Raw genomic sequence first — 15,119 nt, forward strand, 5'->3', positions numbered from 1 at the left:
AACCTGGAGAACTTCCAGACCAGAATCTCCCGGAAGGGAGCGTTGGTCCTGCCGGCCTCGTCGATCATCTTGCGGAACTCGGGGCGGTTGGCGACGCGCCCGCTCTCGGCCTCGTCCACATACTCGCGGGCGACGGCGTAGCCGTTCTTCTCGGCGTAGTCCCTGAGCGCCCGCAGCTGGGCGGCCACGGACAGGTCCACGTCCTGGCGGTCGCTGGAGACCCTGGCGTAGAGGGCCACCGGCGTGTAGTCGTGTCGTTCACTCATCTGTTGCTCCTCCTGGTATCTTCCTGTTCGGTCTGGCGTGAGCGCCGCATCTCCATCCTCTCCTGCCTGCGCCATTCCCTCTCCTCCAGGTAGAGGCGGAACGCCTCGCGCAGAAGCTCGCTCACGGTTCTGCCTTCCTCTTCCACCACCTGCCGGAGCTGTTGATCCATCTCGGGCGGCAGGGATAGAGTGATGGTCTTTCTGTTCCTCGGCATCTCATTTGTCCTTGTGGTCACACATGGTCTTACCCTTATCATGAACGAACCGGGATGCCAGTGTCAAGGGGCGCATGGAATGGGAGCCGGACAGTAGGCAATGGAGTCTCCCATCAGACATCACAAGGGTTGCCAGGTCTAGTGACCTCCGTCAGACGACAACTAGGGCGCGTGTCTTGGATTCAACGATCGCGAAACCTATGTGCCAAAGGTCTCGACTCAAACCCTCAGATGAACTCAGTGCGGTCACTTGGTCTTCCGACACAGTCAGGTCTTTCTTCCGAATCAACCTAAGTTCCGGCTGTGCCTCTTCCGCCATCCCCTTTTCGACGAACACCGTATGCAATGCATCAGCGTGGTCGTCGAGTATTCGTTGTTCTTGCTCCAATTCGTGCAGCAATTTATGCGCCAGGAACCGACACAACGTGCTGTGCCCATCGGCTGTAGTACCCCATCCGAGCGGGGCGATGGCGTTGCCGGCGATGTTATGGACCAAGTTTGCGTTCTTCCGGCGGAGTTCCCGCTTTTGCATATCGGTTATCGTATCGCCCGTTACACCTCGCAGCACGCGGCTTGCCGTCAATTCCGGCCAGTTTCTGTGAACGATAGTCAGAAGGTCTTGTCGCACCCATTGCAGCCGGTCGGGGTCGGTGTGGGGCCTCACGTCGACGAAAAAGGTGTCCTGATCTGCCACTATCGCGAAGAGTAGCCAGTCAGTACGTTCGACGAAGCCATTTCGGCCAACGTTGCGACTGAGGTGCAGATGATGCATGGCGTAGTCCCACAACAGTCCGTCACTCTTCTCTGTATAGTTCACCCTATCGGTTAGGTACGGAAGCACCGCTTCACCGCTTTCGAAGAGATGTCGTAGGTAGAATACCGTCCTCCACGCTTCTACCGCCTTGGTACTGCGTCCGGGATCCTTGCCACGAACAAGATTTCCCAGGGATTGGTGAATCTCTTCTGAGAAGTGGACCGTGCGGGTAATGGGCTCAATCCTGCGGATTCGCATTTCGAAGTAGCGGCTGGCCAAGTCATCAACGTCAGCATACCGGGGAAAGGAAACACCCTGTGCGGTGAAATCCGAGACGATGGCCTGGGCTAGGTCAGACAGGAAATCCATACTGATACCAATTTCACTTCATGCAACGAAAATCACGTTCGGTGGTCTACGTCGGGGCCAACCAACAGGCGCCTTAGTACGTCCTGAATTTCCGAGAGTGAGCAGATGCGGATGTCGGCGTTGTTGGCGTATCGAGTAACACTTATGGCCGTGTTCTCAATCACCGAATCTGGGACACATATCACTCCCTTCGCACCCAGAGCATCCACGTAGTCGAGTACCTGCTCTACAGCCCCGGGAAGCACCTGTCCTCGCTTGACCTCTATAACCACTAACCTTTTCTCGTGTTCAAGCAATAGGTCGGGTCTCATCGTGGTGGGACGTGACCGTCGCCCAAGAAGCCGATGTTTCAGTCCGCGTTCGTACGAGAACGCGCGCTCACGAGTAGCGTTGAATCCAAGTTCTCTAGCTACTTCAAGGATTCTTGAGGTCATTTGTGCCTCTGACATTTCAAACATGACGGTTACCCTCCAAAGACTGTTGCGCCAATCCATCCACTTATTGCCGCGGCCAGCAACGTAACCGCTATCCACCAAAGGGAGCCTTTGACGCTGGCTATCAGCGACTTGCGAAACAACAGACGGTGCAATGGATTTTCGCTTTTGTTTCTAAGAGTTATGAGGTCCACGGAAACGGAGGTGTCAAATGACACGATAATTAAACTCATCAGGGCACATAGCGCGTACACGCAATCAAGGATCCTGCGCCCTACGATCCTCACCACCCAGTCCTCGGTGATGAAAATGCCCGTATCTTGGAGCATGACTCTGAAGACAAAGAGGGATCCCATGTCGTCTCGAGGGAGCAAGCCCTGAGCTATGTGGGAAGGCATTTCCGTCAGAGTGCCCTCATCCAACAGCGCAAGTCGAGCCGCTGAGTCGAGGTCCGGCTTGACAGGAACCCTCAATCGAAACTCTAGAGTTTCCATGCGCTCCACCAACAGTCGTACTTGGAAAGGGTCTGGTCGTTCATTCCATGCATCGACAATCTGACACTGCCGGATGGGACTGCCTCGGTCCAGGGGTAGACGCAGGGACCAAACACTCGGCGATTCTCTATGGTCAGCTGGCCGGCAGGTTCCCTGGAAAGCGCTCCGATGGTTCGTGTTTGTTCCAAGCTTATTTGCCTCGCGCAATGTCGACCTGGTGCTGAATCCATCTGTCGAGTTCAGTCGACGCGGACAAGATTGATTCTTCAAGGTACGACATGCCCTCACGGAGAGATTGGTACAAGTCCAAGGCGGTGAGGGGGTCACGTTCTCGCTCAACGGCGTTAGCTCGGACCATCCACCTCTCATGGGGAAGTGACGAGTGACGCTGCCGCCATTTCGCCTCCAACTCTGTTGCCACACGGCTGAAACCTTGTCGATAATTGGGGTCTACCCACAAGCCATCTACGTCTTCACGTTCAAGAGCTTCCGATAGGTCTCGCTGCCACTGCGCGACCTCTAGCATCTTGTCCGCGTCGAAGCTGAAAGGGTTTTCTCGGATTAAGAAACCGAACTCATCCGTCACTGACTTGATGGATTTCCTTGCACTGGAAGCAAGTGTTTCGGGCAGGTCGGAGACCCCGGCAGGAAGCGCGCTCCGTAATTTGTCGGCCAAGTCGGCCTTGTCAACATCGAAGGCGAGTAGTCGGCCGTCTTGCACTGGGAAGTAACGCTTCGCCACATCAGTGTACTCGTCGTTGGAAGAAAATGTGGGGCCGAAGAAGCCCTTGTTTCCCAATCGCGTGAATAGGTCACAGGAAAGCAAGAAGTATTGCATCGCAAGGGGCCGCATTATCTCGTCATGAGTCAGTCCGACATGGTAGAGCTCATTTCTGTAGTCATGGGCAATCGCAATGAACCGCCTTTCCTTCGCCGTGATGTCCCCCATGCCTTCTAGGACTTTAAGCTTGCCATCTAAGAAGATTCCCTTGGCCTGCAACCGCTGTTTCGACGTCATCACATCTTTTTTCAAGTCTTCCGAGAATTGAAGGTGGTCTCCCGATGTTCTTTCTTCATTGATGGCTTCGTGCGCTTTCCATAGACCCGATGCCATGCTGTCGAGCCCCAATCGATCCGTGCATTGACGATGCAGCATAAGCTCGGTGGCATTGTCGACCAGTATCAAAGCCAGACGATTGTTTATCGGATGGTCTGTCGCCAGTTCCCTTGTGGCACGATCCAGTTGTTCAACTATGGTCACGATGTATCTCACGGCTTCACCTAGCTGGAACTCTCATCTGGTTTTCCAGTTTGCCAGTATCCAATCACGGTATAGGCAAAGAGCTTGATGCCCATTAGGACGAAAATCAAGAAGCCCACGTAGGCTACGGATGCTATTAGCCACGGCATCGTGGGCACCTTGTCTCCGAGGTGTTGCTCGACCTGTTTAGGCGCATGGCAACTATGGGCCGCAACGAGATCAATACAAGGAACAAGAACCCAACGTAGAAGACTACGACTCCGACATTGGGATCACTGGTGAACAGGTTGCCTACCAATGGTAGCCAAGCAGTGAAGATGCCGACCCAAACAAATATCGGAGAGAGGAGTGAAATCCCAATGCCTACCTGAGCTGCCCACACCGGAGATTTTCGCCATACTGAGGCAGCCAGCAGGGCGAACGCGATTACAAAGAGAATTGCGCTCAATGGCAAATGGAGCGAGCTCAAATGTGGGGCGACCCAGTCCTGCACGAAGTAAGCCCACTGAATTGAGGATGGCTCACCGCCTCTTGCGACACCCGAGTCCGATATGTGTATGTGCCGCGCCAGCAATATCAGAAGTGCGCCTACGAAGGCCGTGAGAGAATTGTTGTACAGCCAGTCTCGCTGTAACCCCAATCGGTCCATCTGGGCTTCCTGGACGGCTCTGGCTGAAAGCGCTCCTAGGCGACTCATCAACGATTGACGCCAAGTCAATAAGTGGTTCATTCCTGACTAGCCTCCTGCCCCATCAACGCGCCCCGCTACACCTACGGGACCGCGCCGTCCTGGGACCACATCAACTGGCGTGGGAATCAGCCACTCCGATCCGGTCTTGGTCGCTCCTCGCACCCGGCCATCCCGGGCCAACTTTCGCACTCTGCGTTCAGAGACGCCCAACCTTACGGCCGCCTCCTTCACAGTCACGTTAGCGACATCATCGGTGGCGGCCTCGGATGCGAGCTCGAACTCGACGGGGCTCGGCTCGGTGAGGGCGCTCATCTCGTGGATGAGAAACCCGATGACCTCTCCGTCGTCATCCAGCCTCTTGAGGATCCGCTCGTCGCTGGTGGGGGTGAAGTACCCCTCCCTGAACGCCCACAGCACCTCAAGCATGTCCCCCTCGTGATCGTAGGATACAAATACCTTCTTGGTCGTCATGCTCACTCTCCTTTGATGCTCCGACTCAGGTAACCAGTAAGAACGAAGGAGTAGCCGCTCTCCGCCTTCACCACGAGGCAGATGTAACGGTTCCTGCTCCGCAGGTCCGGGTTGAGCCGGTAGTAAAGCTGTACCGAGGTACTGGATCTGGAGGGCCTCACCATATCCGGGCTGGCGAGCGTCTCGGCGAACCTGTGCACCTGGAAGGCCATTTCAGGATGCCTTCGCAGGATGTGGCCGAGCCGCTCTTCGGTGAGCCTGACCTCGTTTCCATGCTCATCGGTGAAGCGCCGCACGCCGGACCCCATCACCAGATACCGTACCGTAAAGTATACCGCTCAACGGCGTAGACCGGCAATAGATTGCCTCCGTGCCTTGTGGTAGGGGCGTTCATCGTCTCTCCTCCTCGCCGCCGTCCTCGTCCTGCGACCGTTCCGCCTCCTCCTCCATGTAGGAGCGGATGGCGACGCGGGCCAGGATGCGCAGGCCCTTCAGGACCTTCTCCCGCTGCCTGGGGGTGTAGGACGACAGCAGCGCGTCCAGCGAGTCGCCGGGGCCGTCCTCGCCGGGCATCTTTCGTCTCCTCTTGTCTTCGTTGTCTCTCATTGGTCACAGTCGCAGCGGCTTCTTCCCTGGGGCCGCTGGCCTCTCGTTGCGGGTTGTGCGGCTGGGCCGCCGGAGCCGACGGAATGGGCGGGCTCCGGCGGCATCCAGCCGTCTCAGGCCCCGCCGTGCCGCCGATGCGCCATCGCCCGGCGGGGCCGCTTGCCTAGTTGTCCTCCTTGAAGAAGCTCAACTGGAAGCTCTCGGTCACGAGGATCGCCATGCCTCCGGGCATCCGTTGCGCGAAGCGGAAGAGGGCGTGCATGGCCCAGCCTCGGGGCTCGACGCCGTTGCGCCAGCGGTGAACCAGCTTGGGGTCCACGCCGATGGCCCTTGCGAAGGCTGCCCACGTGAGGTTGCTGACCTCCTTGAGGCGTTCGAGGCGCTTGGGGAAGTCCTCCGCCAGCACCGCTGCCTGTAGGGCCAGGTCCTGCTCCTCGTTGAACTGTTCGGTAGTCCCGTCGAAACGGGACGAATCGTTATGGTTCGTCATCTCTAACCTCCATCGTGAAGCGTTGGTCGAGGTCGTCGAAACCCAGGGACCTTGCGAAGGCGGCCCACGTGAGGCCGCTGACCTCGTGCAGGCGTTCGAGGCGCTTGGGGAAGTCCTCCGCCAGCACCGTTGCCTGCAAGGCCAGGTCCTGCTCCTCGTTGAACTGTTCCGTGATCCCGTCGAAACGGGACGAATCGTTATGGTTCGTCATCTCTAACCTCCATCGTGAAGAGTTGGTCGAATCCGTCGAAACCCAGGGCCTTGAGCATCCGGCGGCGAATGCGACCGGAGGGTGTGCGCTCCCCGTTGACCAGCATCGAGATGTAGCCGGGGCTGACCCCGGCCTCCCTGGCGAGCCAGTTCTGGGAGCGATTCAGCAACGTGAGCCGCTCCCAGAGGGCCGCCGTGTTGAGCCGGACAACGGTCCGTCCTCCACGCCTCCGGGGGCCTTTCTTCCTGTTGTGATATTCCTGTGAACACATTGCAATCCATCTCCCCTCGGGGAAGGGAGCGCGAGCCGTCGCGCCGCTTCCCCGATGTCAGTCGTTGGTCATTGCGGCGGCACGGCCTGGGGCGACTGCCAGTCGCCCGGGGCGCGCCATGCGCGTCCCAGCGGCCCCAGCCGCTCGATGGCGGCCCTGTGGGAGACCCACAGGGGCACGTTCACTCCCCTGGCCTGCATCTCGTCCCGCGCCAGGCGCAGGAAGTGGGTGTGTGCGATCTCGTCGTCGAAGACGATGAGGACCGAGGGCCGGGCGCCGTGATCGTCGGTGGGCCGGTGGGAAGAGAAGTAGCGCAGATAGGGCGCCAGGCGCTCCGACATGGTCGAGGGCCGCACGGCCCTCCGCTCCCACTCCAGCATGAAGGGCCACGTGGTCTCGCCCCTGCTTAGCACGCCGAAGGCGTCGGGGTTGACCGAGCGCATCCCTTCGCCGTGCCTGAAGTGGCGCGAGGCCCTGCGGGGCGGGTCGACCTGGGAGACCTCCCAATCCAGCAGGCCCGCCTGCACGGTCATGGCGGCCAGGAAGGAGTGGACGGCGGCGGTGTGCTCGACGTTCCTGAGCAACTGGCGGCTCCTCGCGCCCCGCACGTTGTCCCAGACGTATGGGGTGCCGGGGAACAGGGGAGCGGCGCTCCACCGCTTCTTCGCGATGGCCACGGACGTCCGGTCCCTGCGGGCCAGGAGCGCCAATGCCCGGTCTGTGAGGGCCATGCGTCCGCTCCCGGCGATGGGCCGGGTGACGAGGCGGAACCCTTCGAGGGGGGTCACCAGCTGGGAGGCCCTGGGGATCGAGACGGCCATGAGTCCCGCCAGGTCCGTCAGGGTGATCCAGGGCCAGTCGGATATGAGGTCGAGGGCGCGCTTTTCGGCGGGCTTGAGGGTGGCGGGCAGCAGATAGTCGGAGACCCTCCATCCCGGACCCTCGACGGAGAGGTCGGCGGGGACCGAGGCCATCCGGGGCTCGTCCTCGTCGGGAAGGAGGCTTCCCCTCTCGATCCGGTCGAGGACTGAGCGCAGCTCGACGGAGGCGTTGACTGCGGGCGGGCTCCACACCGGGTCGTCCGGCGACGCCGCGACCGCCTCGCGTTCGAGGGCGAGGTAGAAGGGAACGGGGGCGCCGGACAGTGTCCTGCGGACGTGCCTGAGCCGCACGTCGTCGGCCATCAGCACGATCACGGCTCCGGGGAGCGGCCCCTGGCGCAACCTCCACATCCGGTCGGAGAACCCGGTCCTGTCGGCGGTGAGCCCCTGCCTGACGATGCCGACGGCGCCGCCTCCGGGAATCTCGATGGGGGCGTCCAGTGTCGAGGCCCTGTACCACCGGAACCGTATGGGGTATGCGACGCCGGAGACGGCGACCGCCAGCCGGTAGATCGCGGCGAGGGAGTCGAGCCTTCCCATCAGGTTGCGCCGCCACTCGGCGGAGAGGGGGCGGTCGCGGACGAGCTCGTCCAGGGACGTATCTTCCTGTTCGGCGAGCCGCTCCAGCCCCGCGGCGGTGAGGTGGAACCGCTGGGTCGATGAGGGAAAGAGGGGGGTGGCGTGGGGTACGGCGGCGCAGAAGCCGCCGGAGTCCAGCCGGTCGACAGCCTCGTGGACCGCGGCCTTCGACCAGCCGGTGACGGCCACCAGCTCCGCCCGGTCGAGGAAGGGCATCGACGCCAGGGCTCGGAGGGTCTGGGCTTCACATCCTTCAGCTCTCACTGCTCGGCCTCCTCTTCCGTCGCCTCCTTGCCGGCGGCCTTCTCTTCCGTTTCCCCGCCGTCCTTCTCCAGGTCGGCCGCGCGGTCCTTGAAGTCACGAACCTTCTTCCGGTTGGCGGACTCGGAGTCCTCCAGGTCCCGGGCCGTCAGGGTGTAGGAGGAAGCTTCGCTGCGGATTTGCGCGGCGACGGCGGGGTCTCCCTCCTCCGGCTTTCTGACCATCATCGAGAAGGCGGGCATCCGCTCCTTGCCCACGGTGGCGCGGACGTAGCAGTGGTGGACGGGGAGGGACGTGATGTCGTCCTCGCTCACCCGCTCCTTGCCCAGCTCCCACACCAGCGTCCGGGCGTCGTTGCCCGCCACCTGGAAGACGGCGAGGCAGCCCACGTTGGCGAGCAGGGTGTCGCGCATGGTGCGGGAGAGGTCGTCGAGCTTGGCGAGGCTCTGGGTGGCGAGGATGAAGCTCGCCCCGAACTTCCCAAGCTCGGACAACATGCTTTCGTAGTCCACGCCGGGCATGGACTGCATCTCGTCCACGACGATCAGCGCGCCGCGCCGCTGGCTGAGCGCCATGCTCTCCTGCTCCCGGATCACCGAATCGACCAGGTTGAGAAGGGACGCGCCCACCAGGGCGGCCACGTCCCTGCCCACGGCTCCCTGGGCGGTGGAGACCAGCAGAACGCCGCCGCTGAGGATGGTGTCGCGCAGGTCGATGGTGGAGCGGCGCTGGCCCAGGATGGCCCGCGCCCGCTTGGAGGATGCGTAGTAGGAGAGGCGGGTCTGCACGGGGGCGAGGGCCTCGGCGCGGTACTGCTGGTGCCAGCTTCCGAAGTCCCTGGCCCACCACTCAAGGAGGTAGGGGTCCTCGATCCTCCTGAGCACGCCTTCCCGGAACTTCTTGTCCGAGAGGAGCTTGAGGCCGTCGAGGATGGTGTGCTGGCTGCCCTCGTCCGTCTCGGGGTGCTCGTTGGCCTCGTGGAGGGTCTTGACGGTCTGTTCGAGGATGGACTGCATCCTCGGCCCCCACTGCTCCCACAGGCCCCTGGCGACGCGCACCACCGAGTCGGCGGTGCGGTCGCGGTCGGCGAAGATGCGGGTGTCCAGCAGGTTGATGCCCGGCGCTCTCCGCTGGTCGGCCAGGTCGATGAGCCGCACCCGGTCGACCAGTGCTTCGGGGACGTGTTCGAGGATGCCCGCCACCAGGTCGGCATGGGGGTCTATGACGACGATGGCGTCCGGGTCCCTGCCCTCGGCCTTCTCCCGCATCTTGTGCGTGACGAGGTGGTGCATGAGGGTGGACTTGCCCATGCGGGTGCGGGCCACGTAGAGGTGGTGCCTCTTGAGCAGGTCTTCGGGGAATCGGATGGGACGGGGCTTGCCGGCCGTGGTGTCCCCCACCAGCGCGCCGCCCCTGACGCCCTTGGCGAACGGCAGGAGCGACCTCGCGCCGGACCGTTCCACCAGGGGCGTCTCGTCGCCCGCGCCGGGCGGGTGCCACAGGCAGGCGATCTCCCGGACGCCGAGCACGCTGCGCCCGCCGAACAGGCCGGGGCCTGCGGGGTGCAGCATCTCTGGGTCGGGTGCGGCGGGCCGGACCCTGCCGACCTTGAACCTGGCGCCCGCGGGGTTGTCGAAGTGGCGGTAGGCGGCGGCCACCGGACCGAGGAGCTCGCCTGCCCGCTGGGGCCTCGTCCCTGCGGGCAGTATCGCCGTGACCTGGAGCTCGGCGTCGAAGGCGATGCGAGAGACCTTTTCGCGTATGAGCAGCGGGTCCTCGACCCGGCTTCTGGCCTTCTTCCAGCGGTGCCATGCCCAGCCGCCGACCGCCAGGCCCAGGGCCATGCCCGTCCCCAGCAGAGCGGCCTTCCATATCTCGCCGTCCTGCACCCACAGGTAGCCCTTGAGGGCGGCCAGCGCCCCGATGCCGAGGACGGCCATGGTGATGCCGTCCATCTGCAGGGGCTTGGTCTGGAAGGTGTAGGCGGGTTCCCGCGGCTCCATGCCGGGCTGCTTGTGGGCCTTTTCGAGATGTCCCTGCGACCAGTCGGGGCCCAGGGAGCGCAGCAGCAGCCGTGCCACGATGCGCTCACCCCTGCTGATGTTGGACAACGCGCCCATCATGGCGATGAGGGGATCTGAGCCGGGGTCGAGCAGGTCGTCGTCCCTGAAGGTCCTCAGCGGCACGTACTCGGGGCCGTCGGCCCGCAGGGTCATGCTCCACGCCTGCTCGCCCTCTTCGAGCCTGAGCGGGTCTTCCTCCGGGTCGAGCCTCTGGATGCGGGCCTGGGGGTAGTGGGCGGAGAGCTGGCCGCGCACCACCTGGTCGTCGAGGCAGCGGGCCATCAGGGTCACGCCGTCCATGTCTGCGGCCAGCTCCAGGGAGAAGGGCTCCGGGACCGCGATGGAGCCGAGCATGTTCTCCACGCCCAACAGGGTGCGCTCCCCGGCCCTCGGCGGCGTCACCGTCAGCAGGACGGGTCTCTTCTCGATGTCATTTCCAAACAGGATTTCCCTGGGGTTCAACTTCATAGGTGGATGCCTTCCTTTCTCTGTCGAAGTCCTGTCTCTATCGGTGTCCGGGCCGCCATTCGATGACCTCCGTCTCCTCCGGGGTGGCCTCGATGCGGACTGGGAAGCGGTTGCCCCTGGCGAGCAAGAGCCCGTCTCCACGGGGGCACGAGAGCAGCCAGCGCTGGAGGTCCTCGGGCAGGTCGAAGGCATCGCCCACGGTGCTGATCGCCGCCGCGTCCTGCTGGAGCAGGAGCTTGAAGGCGGCGTTCTGGAGGAGCGCCCTTCCCGAGTGGCCGGTGATGGTGCGGGAGGAGTCCTCGGAGAGAAGGTCCTGCACGTCCTGGGTGATGAACTGCAACCCCAGCCGGTGTTTCCTCGCCCGCTTCGCCATCGAGACCATGAAGGCCGCGCCCTCGGGGTGCTGCATGATCGACCACACCTCGTCGACGACCAGCAGCCTCGGCTTGGGGTCGTGGGCGGCGGCGGCCCACACCGTCTCGGTGCAGACCATCGCGGCGGCGGGGCGCAGCTCGGGCTCCAGCAGCCGAAGGTCGAAGACCGTCACCAGGGCCTCGTTGCCCAGCAGGTCGTCGCCCTCGTCGGAGAGAAGGTGCCGCAGGCTGCCGGTGGCGAAGGGCCTCAGCAGCCGTGCGAGTCCGGGGTCTCCCGCCTCGTCCTCCTGAAGATACGAATAGAAATCCCTAAAGCCGGTGCGCTCGCGGGGCTGGGCGTAGTAGCCCGCCAGGGCGTGGTCGAGGGACGCCCTGCGCTCCGCGCCAAGACTCTCGCCGACCATCACCTCGATGAGCCGTCGCAGGCTGCCGATGCGCTGGAGCATCTCCTCGGAGTCGCCTCGCTCGATGACGAAGGGGTTCATGCCCTCGCCGGGGACGCCTGGACTGAGCACTCGCCCGCCCGCTGCACGGGCCATGTCCGCGTACTCTCCCTCGGGGTCGATGACGTAGGCGGTCACGCCTCGCGTCAGACCCCTCAGCACGCCGAGCTTCGTCGAGAAGCTCTTGCCGCTTCCCGATCTGGCGAGGACGGCGGTGTTGGCGTTCAGGTGTGTCCCGTCCCAGGGGTCGTAGACCACCGGGGAGCAGGCCCGCATGTCGATGCCGTAGAGGGTGCCTGAGCGGGTGTCCAGGTCCGGCGGCGAGAAGGGGAAGAGGCGGGCGATGCTGGAGGTGTCGAGGCTGCGCCACTCGGCCACGGCGTTCAGGGCCAGGGGCAGCGTCGATAGCAGCCCTTCCCTTTGCCTGAAGGCCAGGTTGTCGAGCTTGCCGAGGGTGGCGGCGAAGTGGGCCTTCGCCCGCTGGGTCATCTCCTTCAGCGCCGCCTCGTCCTTCGCGTGAAGGGTCACGGATAGGGACGCATGAAAGAGCCGCTCCTTTCCCCGCTGCACCTCGTCCCTGAGACGGGTGATGTCCTCCAGGGCGATCTCCGCCTCCGGGGACATGGTGCGTCCCCGCTTGAAGGAGAGGGACTGCGCCGACTCGAACCTCACCTTCTGCCACTCCAGCGTGCGGGCCGCCTGCTCAGCGGGTATCGGGCCGACGTGGACGGCAAGGTCCATCGGCGCTCCCGCCGCCATGAGTCCCTGGAGGAAGCCGGGGGGCAGCGAGCGGGGCCACTTGCCCAGGTGAAGGGAGCGCAGGAGGCGGTCTCCGACGCGCAACTCACGGCGTCTGACCTCGGCCTCAACGGTTGCGTCCTCGTCGAAGTCGGAGGGCGAGCCTCCAAGCGCCGCCGACACGAGGAACATCCGAAGCTGGCGGCCTCTCAGGGAATGGACGGAGAGCCCGGCCCTTGCAAGCAGCCCCCGCAGGTCGTCGACCCGCCCGAACTCGCAGACTGCGTAGAAGCGCCGGTCGAGTATGCCGTCCCTTGCCTCAAGATCGCTGAGCAGGTGGCGGAGGGACTCGGCCGCCGCCTTCGTCTGCGGGGGTAGGTCGGCGGGCTGGGTCTCTTGCAGCTTCTCCCGCATCCCTCCGAGGCGCGGCGGGTGCTGCCTGATGAGCAGCTGGGCCGGGAAGTCCAGAGCGTTCAGCGCCCCGGCGAATGCCCCCAGCTTCGGCTCGTCGATCTCCAGGCCCATCACCTCGCAGACGCCCAGCTTCACCCCGTCCAGCCGCACCGGCCCGTCGTCTTCCAGGTGGGACAGCATGAAGAACAGGGGCAGCTCGGGCGGGAGCTTGGGAGGCGTTGCCTCGACCGCTCCTGCCAACACCTCCGGCGGGGTCTCCGTCCGTCGTCTCGTGATTCGTTCAAGCAGCTTTTTCAACTCGTTGGCTTCCTTATCTCTAGGGGGTTGGGATGGATGGGAGGACTCCGTGCTTCAGCAGGGCGGCGACGCCCTTGGCCGACAGCACCAGGACCAGGCCGACCACCGCCAGCGCCACGGCGCTCTTGGCCCTGCCCCCGCCGCGCTCCTCGCCTCCCTCGGCCATCAGGACGAACCCGGCCCAGACGATGGCGAAGACGGCAAGTCCCGCGCCGGCGTAGGCCATCGCCGTGAGGACCCTGTCGAAGGCGGCAAGCATGGCCTGCTCCTCCGGCGGGGCCGCGCCGGTGGTGGCCAGCGCAACCCCGGCCAGGAGGGCTGCCGAGAGGAAGCGCCTCACCAGGGCCACTCCCATCCCAGCCGGTCGAACCACTCCCGCAGCCCGTTCGCCGGCTTCTGCTCCGCGGGCGGGTCCTCGGGCTCGGGTTCGGGAAGCGTCAGGGCGGCGTAGGGGTCGTCGGACCCAACGGCGGAGTCCATCGACAGGGACTCGTCGCGGGCGCGGGTGAGCGGCCCCCGCTCCACCACCTCGGCCTTGACGTGCTCGGGGTGCAGGACGTCCACCGTCACCTCCCTGGTGATGGTGGCGCTGGGGACGTGGGCGTAGGCAGTCGCGGTGGCAGTCGCCGTCTCGCCGTCCTCGCAGGCGGCCGTCGCCGTCTGACTGTCGGAGTCGCTGTCCCCGGGGCGGTAGAGTTGCACGGTCCTGGAGACCTGCTCCGTCCGCTCCGGGTGGTGGGTGAGCACGGTCAGCGGGGGCAGGGGGATGCTCAGCGTGGCCTCAATGCTCACGTCCACGGTCAGAGGATGAATCGCCTCTCCCGTGGGCACGGTGAGCCTGAAACTGGTCTCTCCGTTGGCGATGAAGGGCACTTCCGCGATGGACGCGCCCGTCGCGGCTGAAACTGTGCCCGTGATGGCCGTCACCCCGGCGTCCAGCACCGTCGTCTCGGTGACGCTCTCATGCCCGGAGACGGTCTGAAGCTCTACCGGGTGCTCGATGCTCGTCACGCACTCCGATTCGACCACTCCCCTCACCGTTCCCGGCGTCCAGCCCAGGGAGGTCATGCGGAGGTTGCAGAGCTCGCCCTCGATTTCCGGGAGCGGGTACGGGATCCGCTCGTTCTCAATCGTCAGCGCACCGGCCTGTCCGAGGGTGTCCTCCCAGGACACGGTGAAGGACGGGACCGGTCCGTGCAGGGGGAGGGAGTAGTCGATGCGCTCTCCCTCGACGAGCGTTGCCGAACCCCAGAAGCGGAGGGAGCGGCCCTCGCTCCCTCCGAAGGCCCGGACGCGGATGTCGACGTCCGTTGCGGCCCGCAGGGTGACGGCGGCGCGCTCGCCGGAGACGGTGAGTTCCTCGACGAATACCCGCCGTCCCTCCACCGGCTCGGTGACCTCGAAGTCGATCTCGTCACGCCAGCGCTCATCGTCCGGGCTCTGGGCCAGGACGGCCTGGGGGATGGTCGCGGCCATCGCCACGATGGCAAGGGCCACGACCGGCGCCCACCCGTTGCGGGGCTTTCGCCTGCTCTCCAGCGTCTCGGCCCTGTGGCCCAGGTGCTCCCCGCCGCTGTTGCGGCGCTTGCCGAACCAGCCGTGGGGACGGAAGGGCCTCCGCTCGCCGCGCCGCTCCTTGGACTTCCCCCTGCGCTTCCTCCTGCTCCTCAGCCTGCGGAGGACGCGCTTCGTGCTCTTCGCCATCAGCCGAAAGGGGCCGGGGCCGCTCTTGTTGGTGGGCTGCGGCGGCGCCGGCGCCTCTGCCCGCACCAGCTGGGACACGGGGCCTGCGTAGACCCGCGCCCCCAGCCGGTACTTGAGCAGGTCGGCGGCCACCAGGGGCAGCCGCCGACCGCCCACCTTCCCCACCACCATGGCGATGCCCACCAGTCCGAAGACGACGGCAATCGCCATGCGCACCTCGGACGGGCCGACGGGGGCGTAGCGGTAGGCCCCGTAGGACAGGGCGCACACCGCCACGACCGCCACGATCTGCGGGAAGGTGAATCCCAGCAGCACCCGGTCCTCGGCCTGGACGTGGGTCGGTACCTCGTGTTCTCTCATGTCT

Annotated in this window: 17 protein-coding genes; all 17 read right to left on the reverse strand. The window is 64.4% G+C overall.

From position 1 onward, the window contains the following. Positions 1-266, reverse strand: a 266-nt coding sequence (locus tag OXC99_05015; protein ID MCY4624349.1) for a recombinase family protein, incomplete at its 3' end; no start/stop codon positions are given. Next, positions 263-502: a ribbon-helix-helix protein, CopG family gene (locus OXC99_05020; protein MCY4624350.1), complete on the reverse strand. Its 240-nt coding sequence runs from the start codon at positions 500-502 to the stop codon at positions 263-265. The genes OXC99_05020 and OXC99_05015, both read right to left, overlap by 4 nt. A gap of 130 nt (positions 503-632) precedes the next feature. Further along, a complete protein-coding gene (locus OXC99_05025; GenBank protein ID MCY4624351.1) occupies positions 633-1,604 on the reverse strand; it encodes a hypothetical protein in 972 nt (323 codons plus the stop codon). 32 nt (positions 1,605-1,636) lie between these two features. Further along, entirely contained in the window at positions 1,637-2,062 is a 426-nt protein-coding gene (locus tag OXC99_05030) for a hypothetical protein (GenBank protein ID MCY4624352.1), read from the reverse strand. A gap of 5 nt (positions 2,063-2,067) precedes the next feature. Beyond that, positions 2,068-2,532 carry a hypothetical protein gene (locus OXC99_05035; protein ID MCY4624353.1) on the reverse strand — a complete coding sequence of 155 codons (465 nt, stop codon included), beginning with the start codon at positions 2,530-2,532 and terminating at the stop codon, positions 2,068-2,070. Between the two features lie 190 nt (positions 2,533-2,722). Beyond that, entirely contained in the window at positions 2,723-3,793 is a 1,071-nt protein-coding gene (locus tag OXC99_05040) for a hypothetical protein (protein ID MCY4624354.1), read from the reverse strand. A 736-nt stretch (positions 3,794-4,529) separates the two neighbouring features. Next, on the reverse strand, positions 4,530-4,955 hold the full coding sequence (locus OXC99_05045) for a helix-turn-helix domain-containing protein (GenBank protein ID MCY4624355.1): 426 nt from the start codon (positions 4,953-4,955) through the stop codon (positions 4,530-4,532). A gap of 2 nt (positions 4,956-4,957) precedes the next feature. Beyond that, the gene (locus OXC99_05050; protein ID MCY4624356.1) at positions 4,958-5,251 is read right to left on the reverse strand and encodes a hypothetical protein; all 294 of its coding nucleotides are present in this window, start codon (positions 5,249-5,251) and stop codon (positions 4,958-4,960) included. A 94-nt stretch (positions 5,252-5,345) separates the two neighbouring features. After that, entirely contained in the window at positions 5,346-5,561 is a 216-nt protein-coding gene (locus OXC99_05055; GenBank protein ID MCY4624357.1) for a hypothetical protein, read from the reverse strand. Positions 5,562-5,724: 163 nt separating this feature from the next. After that, entirely contained in the window at positions 5,725-6,051 is a 327-nt protein-coding gene (locus tag OXC99_05060) for a hypothetical protein (protein MCY4624358.1), read from the reverse strand. Beyond that, positions 6,038-6,262: a hypothetical protein gene (locus OXC99_05065; protein MCY4624359.1), complete on the reverse strand. Its 225-nt coding sequence runs from the start codon at positions 6,260-6,262 to the stop codon at positions 6,038-6,040. The genes OXC99_05060 and OXC99_05065 overlap by 14 nt, the downstream gene beginning before the upstream one ends. Next, positions 6,249-6,431: a helix-turn-helix transcriptional regulator gene (locus tag OXC99_05070; protein ID MCY4624360.1), complete on the reverse strand. Its 183-nt coding sequence runs from the start codon at positions 6,429-6,431 to the stop codon at positions 6,249-6,251. The genes OXC99_05065 and OXC99_05070 overlap by 14 nt, the downstream gene beginning before the upstream one ends. Positions 6,432-6,601: 170 nt before the next feature. After that, entirely contained in the window at positions 6,602-8,257 is a 1,656-nt protein-coding gene (locus OXC99_05075) for a hypothetical protein (protein ID MCY4624361.1), read from the reverse strand. Continuing rightward, positions 8,254-10,785: a type IV secretion system DNA-binding domain-containing protein gene (locus tag OXC99_05080; GenBank protein ID MCY4624362.1), complete on the reverse strand. Its 2,532-nt coding sequence runs from the start codon at positions 10,783-10,785 to the stop codon at positions 8,254-8,256. The genes OXC99_05075 and OXC99_05080 overlap by 4 nt, the downstream gene beginning before the upstream one ends. Before the next feature lie 37 nt (positions 10,786-10,822). Beyond that, on the reverse strand, positions 10,823-13,051 hold the full coding sequence (locus tag OXC99_05085; GenBank protein MCY4624363.1) for an ATP-binding protein: 2,229 nt from the start codon (positions 13,049-13,051) through the stop codon (positions 10,823-10,825). A 19-nt stretch (positions 13,052-13,070) separates the two neighbouring features. Then, positions 13,071-13,391: a hypothetical protein gene (locus OXC99_05090; protein MCY4624364.1), complete on the reverse strand. Its 321-nt coding sequence runs from the start codon at positions 13,389-13,391 to the stop codon at positions 13,071-13,073. Next, the coding region (locus OXC99_05095) for a PrgI family protein (protein ID MCY4624365.1) at positions 13,388-15,119 on the reverse strand (1,732 nt) is incomplete at its 5' end. The genes OXC99_05090 and OXC99_05095, both read right to left, overlap by 4 nt.

The organism is Chloroflexota bacterium (assembly GCA_026713825.1).
GTDB lineage: Bacteria > Chloroflexota > Dehalococcoidia > Lucifugimonadales > UBA1127 > UBA1127.

What these genes read in the sequence shown, in the direction of transcription:
- OXC99_05045 (MCY4624355.1), bottom strand. Translation starts at nt 4,955, where the DNA reads ATGACGACCAAGAAGGTATTTGTATCCTACGATCACGAGGGGGACATG.
- OXC99_05060 (MCY4624358.1), bottom strand. Translation starts at nt 6,051, where the DNA reads ATGACGAACCATAACGATTCGTCCCGTTTCGACGGGACTACCGAACAG.
- OXC99_05030 (MCY4624352.1), bottom strand. Translation starts at nt 2,062, where the DNA reads ATGTTTGAAATGTCAGAGGCACAAATGACCTCAAGAATCCTTGAAGTA.
- OXC99_05055 (MCY4624357.1), bottom strand. Translation starts at nt 5,561, where the DNA reads ATGAGAGACAACGAAGACAAGAGGAGACGAAAGATGCCCGGCGAGGAC.
- OXC99_05035 (MCY4624353.1), bottom strand. Translation starts at nt 2,532, where the DNA reads ATGGAAACTCTAGAGTTTCGATTGAGGGTTCCTGTCAAGCCGGACCTC.
- OXC99_05065 (MCY4624359.1), bottom strand. Translation starts at nt 6,262, where the DNA reads ATGACGAACCATAACGATTCGTCCCGTTTCGACGGGATCACGGAACAG.
- OXC99_05080 (MCY4624362.1), bottom strand. Translation starts at nt 10,785, where the DNA reads ATGAAGTTGAACCCCAGGGAAATCCTGTTTGGAAATGACATCGAGAAG.
- OXC99_05025 (MCY4624351.1), bottom strand. Translation starts at nt 1,604, where the DNA reads ATGGATTTCCTGTCTGACCTAGCCCAGGCCATCGTCTCGGATTTCACC.